The sequence below is a fragment of the Arthrobacter sp. AG367 genome (genome assembly GCF_007828995.1).
In the GTDB taxonomy this organism is placed as follows: Bacteria; Actinomycetota; Actinomycetes; order Actinomycetales; family Micrococcaceae; genus Arthrobacter.
Window position 1 is genome coordinate 58785 of sequence record NZ_VIVE01000008.1, and the last position, 13752, is coordinate 72536.

Genomic DNA, 13752 nt, shown 5'->3' on the forward strand with positions numbered 1-13752 from the left:
CGGTGCCGCTGCGCCAGTTGCGCAGCGGCACCTGCCCCGCTTCATCCTTTGCAGCTATATCCGTTGCAGGTACACGGTGCAGTCCACAGGAACCTCTGTCATCCCGGTCCAGTCGTCGGCCGGTTCGGGACCGCTGGAGAGCACTACGGCATAGCCTTCGGGCACGGGGGCCGAGGCGAAGCCCATGTTGGACAGGACCACCACCTCCCCGTTCCGGAACGCCAACAGTCCACTGTCCGGTGCGTGTTCGTCCGTCCACTCCACGCTGCCGCTGCCCAGGTGCCGGGCTGACCTGAATGCAAGGGCGGCACGGTAAAGCTCCAGCGTTGAGCCCTCCTCGCCGTCCTGCTGATCGGCGGCCAGGGGGCCGAAGCTTTCCGGCTGGGGGAGCCAGGGCTCGGGAGCTTCCCCTGACAGTGCTCCGGAGAAACCGAAGCCGGGTTGATCCCCTGCCCACGGCAGCGGGACGCGGCAGCCGTCCCGGCCGATCTCGACACCGTCGGTCCGGAAGAAGGTAGGGTCCTGCCTGGCCGAGTCGGGAAGGGCGGTGTGCTCCGGGAGGCCCAGCTCCTCGCCCTGGTAGAGGTATGCCGAGCCCGGAAGCGCCAGCGCGACCAGTGAGGCGGCCCGGGCCCGGGCAAGTCCCAGGGCTGCGTCGGGCTGTTCGTCCGCGGCGCCGATGCCCTTGGGGAAAGTAGTGGGATCTTTGAGCCCAAACCGGGTGCTGTGCCGCACGGTGTCGTGGTTGCTGAGGACCCACGTGCACGGAGCACCCACGGATGCTGCCGCTGCCAGGGATGCGTCGATGGCGTCGGCCATGCGTTCGGCGTCCCAGCCGGCCAACAGGAAATCGAAGTTGAAGGCCTGCTGCATCTCATCGGGCCGGACATACCGTGCCAGGCGCTCGGCAGGTTCCACCCAGGCCTCGGCCACCATCATCCGGTCACCGCCGTATTCGGCCAGGACCCGGTTCCAGTCCCGGTAGATGGCATGGACCCCGTCCTGGTCGAAGAACGGCGACGGCGGGTACATCGGGGAGACGGCCCGGTGCGGTTCCTCGGCATCGGTGTGGGCATGCGGGGCGTCGCCCGGCAGGTGGCTTTCCAGGCGCGGAGCGGAGGTTCCTTCCACCATCGCCGCCACCCCATCCCAGTCCGGAAGACCCGCTTCCTTTACCAGGCCGTGTGCAACATCCACCCGGAAGCCGTCCGCGCCGCGGTCCAGCCAGAAACGCAGCACCGAACGCATTTCCTCCTGCACTTCCGGGTTCTCCCAGTTCAGGTCCGGCTGCTTGGCGTCGAAGAGGTGCAGGTACCACTGTCCGGGTGACCCGTCGGCTTCGGCCACGCGGCTCCAGGCCGGGCCGCCGAAGACGGACTTCCAGTTGTTGGGCGCCCGTCCGCCATCCCCGGACCCCGGCACCTCATCCTTGCCGTCCCGAAAGATGTACCGGTCCCTTTCCGGGCTTCCCGGCTCCGCCGCCAGCGCTTCCCGAAACCACGCATGCTCATCGGAGGTGTGGTTGGGAACCAGGTCCACGATCACCTTCAGTCCGCGGCGGTGAGCTTCCTGCAACATGGCGTCGAAGTCGGCCAGCGACCCGAAAAGCGGGTCCACTTGCCGGTAGTCCGCTACGTCATAACCGCCGTCGGCCTGCGGCGACTTGTAGAACGGGGACAGCCAGATGGCGTCCACTCCCAGCCCTTCAAGATAAGGGAGCCGGTCCAGGACACCGCGAAGGTCGCCCATCCCGTCGCCGTTGCCGTCGGCAAACGACCGGGGATAGATCTGGTAGACAACGGCGTCTGTCCACCAGGAGGGCATTTGGCGGGGCGCCGGAACGGTTGGGTCGGGCATTTGGTTCCCCTCTGATAACTTTTTGATGTAAACGCTTGCATTCCCGACAGTCACCTTACTAGTGTGATGGTCACCACATCAACCTCACCTAGCAAGCGCACTGTCGACTTACTTGTCACTCAGCGAGGAGCTTCAAGCTAATGAAAACCCCGAGATTCCTGCTTCCGGCGGCCACTGCCGGCATCCTGGCCCTTACGTTGTCCGCCTGCGGCGGCGGAGGTGGAGGGGGTACCACGGGCGGCGGTGGAGGCAGTGACGCTGACGCCAACCTCGATGCCCGCGGCCCGATCACCTTCGTCCAGGGCAAGGACAACAACAATGTGATCCGTCCCCTCATCGATAAGTGGAATGCGGCCCACAAGGATGAGCAGGTCACCTTCAAGGAACAGACCGACCAGGCAGACCAGCAGCACGACGACCTCGTCCAGCACTTCCAGGCCAAGCAGTCCGACTACGACGTCACCGACGTGGACGTCGTCTGGACGGCAGAGTTTGCCGCCAAGGGCTGGCTGCAGCCGCTGAAGGACAAGATGGCGGTTGACACGAGTGCCATGCTTCCGGCCACCGTGAACAGTGCCACGTACAAGGGCACTCTTTACGCTGCACCGCGCACTTCCGACGGCGGCATCCTCTTCTACCGCAAGGACCTGGTACCCAATCCGCCCAAGACCTGGGACGAGATGATGGGCATGTGCTCCATCGCCAAGCAGAACAACATCGGCTGCTACGCGGGACAGTTCAGCAAGTATGAAGGCCTCACGGTCAACGCGGCCGAAGCCATCAACTCCGCCGGCGGCTCAGTCCTGGACAAGGACGGCAAGCCCAGCCTGAACACCGCTGAAGCCAAGGCCGGCCTGGGGAACCTCGCCAAGGCCTACGCGGACGGCAACATCCCCAAGGAAGCAATCACCTATAAGGAAGAGGACAGCCGCCAGGCGTTCCAGAGCGGCAAGCTCCTGTTCCTGCGCAACTGGCCCTACGTTTACAGCCTCATGAGCACTGAAGGCTCGTCGGCTGTGAAGGACAAGTTCGGCATGGCTGCCCTTCCGGGCAAGAGCGGCCCCGGTGCATCATCACTGGGTGGCCACAACACCGCAATCAGCGTGTACTCCAAGCACAAGGCCACTGCACTGGACTTCGTGAAGTTCCTGACCTCGGCCGAGAGCGAGAAGTTCTACGCTACGCAGGGCTCGCTGGCTCCGGTCCTTGGATCGCTGTACACCGACCAGGAACTTGTAGCCAAGCTGCCCTACCTGCCGGTCCTGAAGACGTCCATCGAGAACGCCGTGCCGCGTCCCGTGACGCCGTTCTACCCGGCCGTGACAAAGGCAATCCAAGACAACGCATACTCCGCAATTAAGGGAGAAAAGCCCGTGGAAACCGCACTTTCTGACATGCAGAAGTCCATCGAATCCGCCGGTGCGGGATCGTAGTTCTGCCATGGCAACCGAACTAGGCCCGACGCCGGTCAAAGCACCGGCGTCGGGCGGTACCCCCGTCCATCACGCGCCCAAGGGTGTGGGGGAGGACAACAGGATCGCCAGCCAAGGACGCTGGGCATCCTGGCTGCTCGCTCCCACCATCATTGCCTTGGGCATTGTCATTGTTTACCCCATCATCAGCGCCATCGTCATGTCCTTCCAGAAGGACGCCGGCCTTGACCCAGCCACCGGCCTGTTCACCGCGGGTGGCCCGGCAGGCATCCAGAACTATGTGAACTGGCTCGCGCAGCAGTGTTCGGCGCCGACAGGCGGAACAGTCGCCTGCCCGCCTGGCACCCTGGGCGGCCAGTTCTGGTCCGCCACCGCCACAACATTTTTCTTCACCGTCGTCACGGTCGCGTTCGAAACGGTGCTTGGTTTCTGGATGGCCATGATCATGGCCCGCGAATTCCGCGGCCGCAGCCTGGTCCGCGCAGCTGTCCTGGTGCCGTGGGCCATCCCCACCGCCGTGACGGCCAAGCTCTGGTTCTTCATCTTCGCGTTCGAGGGCATCGCCAACAAGCTGTTCAACACCACCATCCTGTGGACGGGCAGCGAGTGGCCGGCTAAGTGGGCTGTGGTCATCGCTGACGTCTGGAAGACCACGCCGTTCATGGCTTTGCTGATCCTGGCAGGCCTGCAGATGATCCCGGCTGAAGTGTATGAGGCCGCCAAGGTGGATGGAACCACTGCATGGCAGCGGTTCCGGCTGATCACCCTGCCGCTGGTTAAGCCGGCGCTCATGGTGGCGATCCTGTTCCGTACCCTGGATGCACTGCGCATGTTTGACCTGCCCTACATCCTCACCGGCGGCGCCAACAACACCACCACCTTGTCCATCCTGGTCATTAACCAGATCAGGCAAGGCTTCAACTCGGCAGCCGCACTGTCCACCATCACCTTCATCATCATCTTCCTTGTGGCCTTCATCTTTGTCCGCTTCCTCGGGGCAAACGTCGTTGAACAGAGCGGCGCCACAGGAAAGGGGAAGAAATGACCACGGCAACGGCAGACGCCTCGGCGCTGCGGGCAAGGCAGGACAAGGGCCGCAAGGCTGCGCAAAACCGGGAAAAGTGGGCGCAGGGCAGGACTTACATCAGCGCGGCCATCGTGCTGCTCTGGTGCCTGGCGCCGGCCTACTGGATGGTGGTGACCGCCTTCCGCGAGGTCGGGTTTACCTACGACACGTCGATCCTTCCCACGCACGTGACCCTGGACAACTTCAGGACCGCCTTTGATACGTCATTCGGCAACAGGTTCGGCCAGGCGCTGCTCAACAGTGTGTTCATTGGTGGCGTGGTGACGCTCGTGTCCCTGCTCATCGGCGTGTTCGCCGCCTACGCGCTGGCCCGGTTGAACTTCCGGGGCAAGTTCCTGGTGCTCGGCTTCATCCTGGGAGCTTCCATGTTCCCCGGTGTTGCCCTGATCACCCCGCTCTTCCAGCTGTTCACCAACATTGGCTGGATGGGCACGTACCAGGCGCTGATCATCCCGAACATCTCCTTCGTGCTCCCGCTGACGGTCTACACCATGACCTCGTTCTTCCGGGAAATGCCCTGGGAGTTGGAAGAATCGGCGCGCGTTGACGGCTGTACCCAGGGACAGGCCTTCCGCAAGGTCATCATGCCCCTGGCGGCGCCGGCAATCTTCACCACGGCGATCCTGGCCTTCATTTCCTCGTGGAATGAGTTCCTGATCGCCAGCCAGCTGTCCAGCGACGCAACCCAGCCGGTGACGGTGGCCATTGCCAACTTCGCCGGTGCACAGCCCAACCAGATCCCGTACACGGCCATCATGGCCGCGGGCACCATCGTCACCATCCCGCTGGTGATCCTGGTGCTGGTGTTCCAGCGCAAGATCGTCGCCGGCCTTACGGCTGGTGCGGTCAAGTGACGCCCAACGGTTCCCGCCCCCGCACTCCGGGGGCGGGAAACCGCAGCCGTATGGTCCGTTCGGGCGAAGACTTCGACATCATTATCGGCTTCCTCGCATTTTGGGCCCTTGTCCTCCTGGTGGTAACCGTGTGGATGGAAGTCACAGCCCAACCGGCCCTCGGCTGGGCCCTGGGCCTGCTGGCAACACTGCTGGCGCTGTATGGAATGGTTCGCCTGCGCCGAAAGCTGCCGGCCCGCAGGTAAGGGAGCCCATGCGTCGGTTCCCCGCCATAGTTATCAATGCCTCGCCGTGGAATGCGAAAATACAGGGCGGGCGTAACGCAGGGCCTTTCGGCCCTACGCCGAAAAGGAGTTAAAGAGGGGACACGGTGGCACGGACAACGGAAAGGTCCCAGCGGGGCGGCCATAACGGCGTCAGCATCGAGGACGTGGCGGCAGCCGCCGGAGTCTCAACAGCAACTGTCTCCCGGGCTGTACGCGGCCTGCCCCGGGTCTCGCCGGCCACCCGGGAAAAAATCCTGGAGGTGGCCGGAAACCTGGGCTACGTTGCATCGTCCTCCGCCTCCGGCCTGGCCACGGGCCGGACCAAGACCATCGGTGTCCTGGCCCCGTTCGTCAGCCGCTGGTTCTTCTCCAAAGCAATTGAGGGCGCGGACCGCGAGCTGCATGCCCGGCACTACAACCTCTCCCTGTTCAACCTCGGCGGCCACGGCAGCAACCGTGAGCGGCTCTTCAGCAAGACCATGGTCTACAAGCAGATCGACGCCCTGCTGGTTCTATGTATGGCGCTCAGCCACGAAGAGATCGAGCACCTGCAGAAGATCGACATTCCGCTGGTAGTGGTGGGTGGCCACGTGGAGGAATGCCCCTACATCGGCATCGACGACTACGCCGCCGCCTCAACAGCGGTCCGGCACCTGATCGACCTGGGCCACCGGGATATTGCCCTGCTGCATGGCGACGACGAAACCGACCTGAACTTCGACGTCCCCCGGGTGCGTATCCTGGCCTTCAAGGACGTGATGGCCGCGGCCGGCCTGCCCACCCGGCCGGAATGGGACGAATGGGGGGACTTCACGGTCCGCAGCGGACAGGAAGCCTTCCGCCGCCTGTGGTCCCGTCCCGGACAGAAGCCCACGGCAATTTTCTGCGCCTCGGACGAGATGGCCATGGGAGTCATCTTCGAGGCCAACCGCCTGGGCGTCAACGTCCCCGGCGAACTGTCGGTGGTGGGCATCGACAACCATGATTTCGCCGATGCCATGGGCCTGACCACGGTTGGGCAGCGCCCCGACGAGCAGGCCGAGCTGGCCACCAAGATGCTCCTGGACGAACTGGACGGCGAGATCGGATCCGTCCACTCAGCCGTCGCGCCCCATGAACTCATCATCCGGCGCACCACAGCGCCCCCCAGGAACTGACGCGTCAGGACGCGCGGGCCAGCTGCCGGATGGGGATCCAGCGGGACGCGAGCCTGCGGTAGGCGGCCGCAGCCCCGGTCATGTCACCCTCCGCCAGGCACTCGATGCCCAGCCTGATATCCATGGGGGATTCGTCCGGGTAGACCTTGTCTGCCACGGCGCCGTAGTCCAGTTCCACCATGGAGTTGACGTGGAACAGCTCAAGCCACTCCGTCAGCTGCGCCAGGTCGTCAAGCATGTCCAGGTCCGGGGCGGCGAGGGCCAGGTTGGCCACCGCGTAGCGGGCCCGTTCCAGGGCATCGGTGATGGGCGCCCAGACCCGAACGGTGAGGATGCGCCCAGCGGCCTCCACCACATCCTTGCGGTCCGACTCCATGAACAGCGAGAACCAGCTGAACGGGATTCCCCAGGTGGACGCCCGCGTATGTACCCGGATGGATCCGTCCCGGGCCTTCACCTGGTCGATCCGTTCCTGGTGCCGGTCACGCTGCTCCTCCGGGATCAGCAGCTCGGCCAGGGGGCCATGGATTCCCTCCATCAAGGCGTTGGCCGCCAGGCCGGCGCGCAGGACAAGCTGGCTGGGGCAGTACAGGAGGACGGGTTCGGCGTCGGCGTCAGCACCGTCGTCGGGCGCTCCACCCTCCGGGGCCGGCACGGTGGTGACGCGCACCAGGTCCGTGCGCCCCGTGGGGAAGGGGTCCCCGCCGGAGCGGGTGATGCGGCCCAGCGAGGCCAGCAGTTCAGCGTTTTCGACGGCGGCACGCGGGACCGCCCGGGCCCCCGCGGCCTTGATGGCCGGACGCTGGTCCTCCGGAAAGGCTTCCAGGGGTTCGTAGACGCGCAGGGTTGAGGAAAATGGCAGGCCGGCCTGGCCCCGATAGAGGTTTCCCGTCATTACGGTCTCCTTGAATGGGTCCAGGATGCAGTCATCAGTCCGCCAGTTCCACCAGCACGGGAGCGTGGTCCGAAGCGCCCTTGCCCTTGCGTTCCTCGCGGTCGATCGAGGCCCCGGTGACGCGCGCGGCCAAGGCGGGGGAGGCCAGGATGAAGTCGATCCGCATGCCCTCCTTCTTGGGGAACCGCAGCTGGGTGTAGTCCCAGTAGGTGTAGACGCCGGGGCCCGGCGTGTAGGGGCGCACCACATCGGCGTAGCCGGCAGCTTCGAACGCGTGGAACGCCTCCCGTTCTGGCGGGCTGACGTGCGTTGCGCGGTTCCGGATGAACAGGTCGATGTCCCAGACGTCGTCATCGAAGGGCGCGATGTTCCAGTCACCCATCAGGGCCACCTGTGCCTGGGGGTTGTCCGTGACCAGGGCCTGGGCGTGCGTCTTGAGGCTTTCCAGCCACTTGAGCTTGTACGGCATGTGCTCGTCGTCCAGCGAACGGCCGTTGGGGACGTAGAGGCTCCAGACCCGGATGCCGCCGCAGGTGGCAGCCATGGCGCGGGCTTCCTGCACGGGATCTTTGCCCGCCTTGCCGAACGAGGGCTGGTCCAGGAACGTCCGCTCCACGTCTTCAAGCCCCACCCGGGAGGCGATGGCTACGCCGTTCCACTGGTTCACCCCGAAGTGGGCCACCTCGTAGCCCATCCGTTCAAAGAGCTCCCAGGGGAAGTTATCGTCCTTGCACTTGGTCTCCTGGATGGCCAGGACGTCGCAGTCGCTGCGCTGGAGCCAGGCTTCAACACGGTCGGCGCGGGCACGGAGCGAATTCACATTCCAGGTAGCTATCTTCACGGTTCCTAACTTACCTTGGCAGCCGCAGGGCGGGTAAAGCCTTGGCCGTCCCCGCGGCCGCGATCGGCCGTGGTTGGTTCCGGGCGTGAAGGGGCGGGTATATTCGCAACAGAATGACCTGGATCACTCATCCGGCCACCATGCGAAGGAGCACCCAGCCGATGACCGCAGCCAAGGACAGCACAACGGACAACGCGGCAGGGGACGGAAGCGCGGACGTACTCTTTGAGCGCCGCGGCCGGCTGGGCGTGATCACCCTCAACCGGCCCCGGGCCGTCAACGCACTTACCGCGGGAATGGTGGAGCTGCTCCTGCGACAGCTCACCGCATGGGCAGGGGACGACGGCGTGGCCACCGTCCTGGTCCAGGGCGCCGGGGAGCGGGGCCTGTGCGCGGGCGGGGACATCGTGGCCATATACCGGGACATGCTGCACGGCGGGAACGGGACGGCCCACTTCTGGCAGACCGAGTACCGCCTGAACTCGCTGATTGCCCGGTACCCCAAGCCGTACGTCGCCCTCATGGACGGCCTGGTCCTGGGCGGCGGGGTGGGCATCTCCGCGCACGGGGACGTCCGGGTGGTCACCGAGCGGACCAGGATGGGGATGCCGGAGACCACCATTGGCTTCGCGCCCGACGTCGGCGGGACCTTCCTGCTTTCACACGCACCAGGCGAGGCGGGAACCCACGCGGCGCTTACGGGAGCACACCTGGCAGCCGGGGATGCCCTGTTCCTGGGCCTTGCCGACCACTACGTTCCGTCGAACGCGCTGCCGCGCCTCGTGGCTGCGCTGGAGAAGGAAAGCCCGGAAGACGCCGTCGCCCGTTATGCCGGGCAGCCCCCTGCCTCCATGCTGGCCGGGCAGCGGGAATGGATCGACTCCTGCTACGCCCCGGACGATGCTGGAGAGATTGTCCGGCGCCTCCGGGCGTGGACCGGGCCCGGACGCGACGATGCCGCGGAAGCCGCCGCCACGATCGAAGCCAAGTCACCCACCTCGGTCACGGTCACCTTGGCGTCGCTGCGCCGCGCGGCCGGCCTGACCCTGGATGAGGCCCTGGCCCAGGAGTACCGGGCCGGGATCCGCTTCCTGGCCGCACCGGACTTCCGCGAAGGAATCCGCGCCCAGGTAGTGGACAAGGACAGGAACCCGCAGTGGAAACCTGCCACGCTGGCCGAGGTGCTTCCCGCCCAGGTGGAGGGGTTCTTCCAGCCCCTGGACGGCGGGGAACTGGACCTCCATGTCCCGCCTGAGCTGCACCCCCGGCTTGAACCGCACTCCAACCCCGACCTGCAGATGAAGGAGACGGACCATGCCTGACAAGAGCGGTGTGGCCTTCCTGGGCCTTGGACACATGGGGCGTCCCATGGCCCTGAACCTGGTCCGCGCCGGTTACCGGGTTGCTGGTTTCGACGTGGTCCCTGAAGCCCTGCAGTCGGCCCGTGCACAGGGTATTCCGGTGGCAGGGAGCGCCGTGGAGGCGCTGGCCGGTGCCGACGTTGTCCTCACCATGTTCCCCAGCGGCCGCCACGTCCTGGACGCCTACGTGGGCGGTGCAGACGGACCCGGGCTGCTGGCAGCGGCGCCGGCCGGGACGATGTTCCTGGACTGTTCCACCATCAACGTCGACGAGGCCAGGGACGCCGCCCGCCTGGCCATCGAAGCAGGCCACCGCTCCGTTGACGCCCCCGTTTCCGGTGGCGTGGTGGGGGCCGAAGCAGGCACCCTGACCTTCATGGCCGGCGGCGACGGGGCTGACTTTGAGGCGGTGCGGCCGCTCCTGGAGGTCATGGGCAAGCGGGTGGTGCACTGCGGCGGACACGGAGCCGGCCAGGCGGCCAAGATCTGCAACAACCTCATCCTGGGCGTCTCGATGATTGCGGTCAGCGAGGCCTTCGTGCTCGGCGAAAAGCTGGGCCTGACCCACCAGGCCTTGTTCGACGTCGCTTCCGCCGCGTCCGGCCAGTGCTGGGCGCTGACCACCAATTGTCCGGTGCCCGGACCGGTTCCCACCAGCCCCGCCAACAGGGACTACCAGCCGGGCTTTGCCGCAGCGCTCATGGCCAAGGACCTCAACCTCGCCGTCAACGCCCTGGACAGCACAGGGGTGGCGGGACAGATGGGAGCGCTCGCCGCCCGGATCTACGATAGGTTTGCCGCGGAAGGCGGCGCGGGCCGCGACTTCTCGGCCATCATCACCGACATCCGCGACGCCTCCGGGCAGCATGCAGCGAGGCAGCAAGAGCCGGCGGCGGGGGAGAACACCGGCACGGAAATGCCGGGCCGGCCAGGGACCACAACAGCACACGACGACGGGAGCCCCGAATGACGGAGTACGCCAACATCCTGGTGGAGCAGCAGGGCAGGGTAGGGCTGGTAACCCTCAACAGGCCGTCGGCGTTGAACGCGCTGAACAAGGCCACCATGGAGGAGTTGGTGGCCGCCGTTGCCGCCATGGATTCCGATCCCGGTGTGGGTGCCGTGGTGATCACCGGCTCGGGCAAAGCGTTCGCGGCCGGAGCCGACATCAAGGAAATGGCGGACCAGGGCTACATGGACATGTATGCCGCCGACTGGTTCCGGGGCTGGGAGGACTTTGCCCGGCTGCGGATTCCCACCATCGCTGCGGTGTCCGGGTTTGCCCTGGGCGGCGGCTGCGAACTGGCCATGATGTGCGACCTCATCATCGCCGGGGACAACGCCAGATTCGGCCAACCGGAAATCAACCTCGCCGTACTCCCCGGCATGGGCGGCTCGCAGCGGCTCACCCGGGCCGTGGGCAAGGCGAAGGCCATGGACATGATCCTCACCGGCAGGTTCATCGAGGCGGAGGAAGCCGACCGGTGCGGGCTGGTGTCCCGTGTGGTTCCGGCGGCGGACGTCGTGTCCGAGGCACTCAAGGTGGCCGGGGTGATTGCCGCCAAGTCCAAGCCCGCGGCGATGGCTGCCAAGGAAGCTGTCAATGCCGCCTTTGAAACCGGGCTGGCCCAGGGGGTGTTGTTCGAACGGCGGCTCTTCCACTCCCTGTTCGCCACGGAGGACCAAAAGGAAGGCATGGCGGCGTTCGCCGAGAAGCGCCAGCCGGAATTCAAGCACCGGTAACCCGGGCGCAGGGGACGGGACGGGCGTATGTGGACAATCTTGACCGGTGCAGCCAGCCCCACTGAGGGACTCACCGGAATCGTCGGGTTTGCGGCGAGGGCCATCGACACTTTGGGGGAGTGGGGCGTGGGGGGCTTTACGCTCGCCGAAACCGTGGTGCCTCCCATCCCCAGTGAGGTGATCCTCCCCCTGGCGGGATATCTGGCCAAGCAGGGCTCCCTGAACCTTTTCCTCGTTTTTGCCACCAGCACCCTTGGCGCTTATCTGGGGGCGCTGTTTCTCTACTGGCTCGGCGCCAAGCTGGGGCTGGAGCGGTCCATCCGGTGGTTGTCCAAACTGCCCTTGGTGGACCGCGAAGACTTCGAACACGCGGCAGGATGGTTCCGCCGCCACGGCAGGTCATCCATCTTCTTCGGCCGCCTGTTGCCCGGCGTCCGCAGCCTCATCTCCCTTCCGGCGGGGGCGGCGGCCATGCCCTTTGCCACCTTTACCCTGTTCACCCTGGCCGGCAGCGGGCTGTGGAACGGCGCCCTCATCGGCCTGGGCTACCTGCTTGGCACCCAATACAGGCTGATCGAGGAGTACTCACGCTTCCTGAACTATGCCGTCTACGCCGGATTGGCCATTGCCGTGGTGCTGCTGGTGGTCCGGCGGGCCCGGCGCGCCAAGGCTGATCGGGCGGGCGCCGGCCGCGCCAATACCGGCCGCTAGGCTGCCTTCCGCCTCTGCCCTACAGATACTTCTCCGCAAAACTGCGAAGGGCCGCCCGAACGAAGCCCGCCCCCTCAACTCCGCCGTAATTGGCGGCGAAGCGCGGGTCTTCCACGTACATGTCCGCCAGCCCCAGGACGTATCCCTTGATATTCCCGCTGTTTCCGGCGGCCGGAGTCCCGGGGATGGACCTCAGCCAGTCGACGTGCCGCGTTGCCAGTTCCCGGGCCTCGGGACCGTCCGCAGCAACGCCGGAGCGGGCGGCAGCCTTCCAGTCGTTGCCAAGGGTTTCCACCTTGGACATCCACTCCTGCTTTTCGTCCGAAGCCATGCCGCGCCACCACGCGTCGGATTTTGCGTAGGCCTCCTTGCCCCACCGTTCCTCCACCTCATCCTTGTACTGGGTGTGGTCGAAGCCGTCGAACATGTCCTCTGCCATCAGTTGGCCTCCTGCCCTTACTGTTTCAATGGTTCGCCGCACGGATTGCATTTGCCGTGCCAGCCGCTGCTGCTCCTGTCCGAGCCACTCAAGATGACGGGTGAGCGCGGTGACCGGGTCAGCCTGCTGGTGGAAGACCTCCGCGATGGCCGGCAGGCCCAGGCCCAGCTCCCGCAGCAGGAGAATGCGCTGCAGTTGGAGGAGGGCGGCGCCGTCGTAATAGCGGTAACCGTTGCTGCCCACCCTGCTGGGCTTCAGCAGGCCGATGTCATCGTAGTGGCGCAGCGTGCGGCTGGTGGTGCCGGCCATCCTGGCTACGTCCTGGATGGACCAGTCCGTGCCAGTGTCGGGGATGTCTTCCATGCTCCGAGCCTAGGGTTTGACGCTGCGTCAAGGTCAAGGTCAAGGTTTGAAATTGTCACCGCGCCTGCCGGCGGCGCCTGGCCTGGGCCACCAGCCGCGTGAAAGCGAAAACAAACACTGCCTCGATCACCAGCATGAGGCCCGCCAGCAGCCACTGCTGCCGGCTGATGAACACAATGCACCCGGTCAGGGCCAGGATGGTTCCCAGCGCCAGGGCGTAAACGGCAAAGCCGACCGCCACCCGGGCGCTGCGTACCCCGGTGCGGAAGCCGAAACCGTAGGGCTCCCCGCCGGGCTGGCCCGGCACGCGGTCCGGTGCAGCGGGCCCCAGAGCGTCAAACTCCTCCCACGGATCCTTGTCCCTGTCCTGGTCCTGTCCGGTCATGGATCAATTATCCCAAAAGGGGAAACCGGAGGACTGGCCCCGGGAACACGTGCCCCACAAAACCCCCACATAAAAGCAGCGGCCCCTCCAACCTGAGCTGGAGGGGCCGCTGGATGGGGTCCCGGCAGGTGCCGGTGGCCGCCGAAGACTTAGAGCGGGCGGATGTTCTCTGCCTGCGGGCCCTTGGGGCCTTGGGTCACATCGAATTCGACCTTCTGGTTCTCGTCCAGTGAGCGGTAGCCGCTGGTTGCGATTGCCGAGTAGTGGGCGAAAACGTCAGCGGACCCGTCATCGGGGGCAATGAAGCCAAAACCCTTTTCGGCGTTGAACCATTTAACTGTGCCTGTTGCCATGGCTGCA

General features: G+C 65.7%; 15 protein-coding genes. 9 read left to right on the forward strand and 6 right to left on the reverse strand.

Going from position 1 to position 13752, the window contains the following annotated elements:
- Positions 1 to 54: 54 nt before the first annotated feature.
- On the reverse strand, positions 55 to 1857 hold the full coding sequence (locus tag FB478_RS17575; protein WP_261377439.1) for a glycoside hydrolase family 13 protein: 1803 nt from the start codon (positions 1855 to 1857) through the stop codon (positions 55 to 57).
- 140 nt (positions 1858 to 1997) lie between these two features.
- Here FB478_RS17575 and FB478_RS17580 point away from each other — a divergent pair, with 140 nt between their 5' ends.
- The 5 genes from FB478_RS17580 to FB478_RS17600 all read left to right on the forward strand — a co-directional run bounded on the left by FB478_RS17580 (position 1998) and on the right by FB478_RS17600 (position 6654).
- The gene (locus tag FB478_RS17580) at positions 1998 to 3290 is read left to right on the forward strand and encodes an ABC transporter substrate-binding protein (RefSeq protein ID WP_018771699.1); all 1293 of its coding nucleotides are present in this window, start codon (positions 1998 to 2000) and stop codon (positions 3288 to 3290) included.
- Positions 3291 to 3297: 7 nt separating this feature from the next.
- Positions 3298 to 4335 carry a carbohydrate ABC transporter permease gene (locus tag FB478_RS17585; RefSeq protein ID WP_026266134.1) on the forward strand — a complete coding sequence of 346 codons (1038 nt, stop codon included), beginning with the start codon at positions 3298 to 3300 and terminating at the stop codon, positions 4333 to 4335.
- Positions 4332 to 5231, forward strand: coding sequence for a carbohydrate ABC transporter permease (locus FB478_RS17590; RefSeq protein WP_018771697.1), 900 nt, complete (start codon positions 4332 to 4334; stop codon positions 5229 to 5231). Before FB478_RS17585 ends, FB478_RS17590 begins: the two co-directional genes overlap by 4 nt.
- Positions 5228 to 5476, forward strand: a complete 249-nt coding sequence (locus tag FB478_RS17595; protein WP_026266133.1) for a hypothetical protein — start codon at positions 5228 to 5230, stop codon at positions 5474 to 5476. The genes FB478_RS17590 and FB478_RS17595 overlap by 4 nt, the downstream gene beginning before the upstream one ends.
- A gap of 125 nt (positions 5477 to 5601) precedes the next feature.
- Positions 5602 to 6654 (forward strand): LacI family DNA-binding transcriptional regulator, encoded by a 1053-nt coding sequence (locus FB478_RS17600; RefSeq protein ID WP_018771695.1) that lies wholly within the window; start codon positions 5602 to 5604, stop codon positions 6652 to 6654.
- Between the two features lie 4 nt (positions 6655 to 6658).
- On the opposite strand, the gene FB478_RS17605 is transcribed toward FB478_RS17600, so the two are convergent.
- Positions 6659 to 7549 carry a hypothetical protein gene (locus FB478_RS17605; RefSeq protein WP_018771694.1) on the reverse strand — a complete coding sequence of 297 codons (891 nt, stop codon included), beginning with the start codon at positions 7547 to 7549 and terminating at the stop codon, positions 6659 to 6661.
- Positions 7550 to 7583: 34 nt separating this feature from the next.
- Entirely contained in the window at positions 7584 to 8390 is an 807-nt protein-coding gene (locus FB478_RS17610; RefSeq protein ID WP_026266132.1) for an exodeoxyribonuclease III, read from the reverse strand.
- A 161-nt stretch (positions 8391 to 8551) separates the two neighbouring features.
- Here FB478_RS17610 and FB478_RS17615 point away from each other — a divergent pair, with 161 nt between their 5' ends.
- Genes FB478_RS17615 through FB478_RS17630 form a run of 4 tightly spaced genes read left to right on the forward strand, consistent with a single transcriptional unit; the run spans position 8552 to position 12205 of the window.
- Positions 8552 to 9712 carry an enoyl-CoA hydratase/isomerase family protein gene (locus FB478_RS17615; protein ID WP_056392254.1) on the forward strand — a complete coding sequence of 387 codons (1161 nt, stop codon included), beginning with the start codon at positions 8552 to 8554 and terminating at the stop codon, positions 9710 to 9712.
- Entirely contained in the window at positions 9705 to 10721 is a 1017-nt protein-coding gene (gene mmsB, locus FB478_RS17620) for a 3-hydroxyisobutyrate dehydrogenase (RefSeq protein ID WP_056392252.1), read from the forward strand. Before FB478_RS17615 ends, mmsB begins: the two co-directional genes overlap by 8 nt.
- The gene (locus FB478_RS17625) at positions 10718 to 11494 is read left to right on the forward strand and encodes an enoyl-CoA hydratase (protein ID WP_056392250.1); all 777 of its coding nucleotides are present in this window, start codon (positions 10718 to 10720) and stop codon (positions 11492 to 11494) included. Before mmsB ends, FB478_RS17625 begins: the two co-directional genes overlap by 4 nt.
- Before the next feature lie 27 nt (positions 11495 to 11521).
- Positions 11522 to 12205 carry a DedA family protein gene (locus tag FB478_RS17630; RefSeq protein ID WP_056392248.1) on the forward strand — a complete coding sequence of 228 codons (684 nt, stop codon included), beginning with the start codon at positions 11522 to 11524 and terminating at the stop codon, positions 12203 to 12205.
- Positions 12206 to 12224: 19 nt separating this feature from the next.
- Here FB478_RS17630 and FB478_RS17635 read toward each other — a convergent pair whose 3' ends face one another.
- The 3 genes from FB478_RS17635 to FB478_RS17645 form a co-directional block, all read right to left on the reverse strand.
- The gene (locus tag FB478_RS17635) at positions 12225 to 13007 is read right to left on the reverse strand and encodes a MerR family transcriptional regulator (RefSeq protein WP_056392246.1); all 783 of its coding nucleotides are present in this window, start codon (positions 13005 to 13007) and stop codon (positions 12225 to 12227) included.
- 55 nt (positions 13008 to 13062) lie between these two features.
- Positions 13063 to 13392, reverse strand: a complete 330-nt coding sequence (locus tag FB478_RS17640; RefSeq protein WP_018771687.1) for a hypothetical protein — start codon at positions 13390 to 13392, stop codon at positions 13063 to 13065.
- Positions 13393 to 13541: 149 nt separating this feature from the next.
- Positions 13542 to 13745 carry a cold-shock protein gene (locus tag FB478_RS17645; RefSeq protein ID WP_009357211.1) on the reverse strand — a complete coding sequence of 68 codons (204 nt, stop codon included), beginning with the start codon at positions 13743 to 13745 and terminating at the stop codon, positions 13542 to 13544.
- Positions 13746 to 13752: the final 7 nt, after the last annotated feature.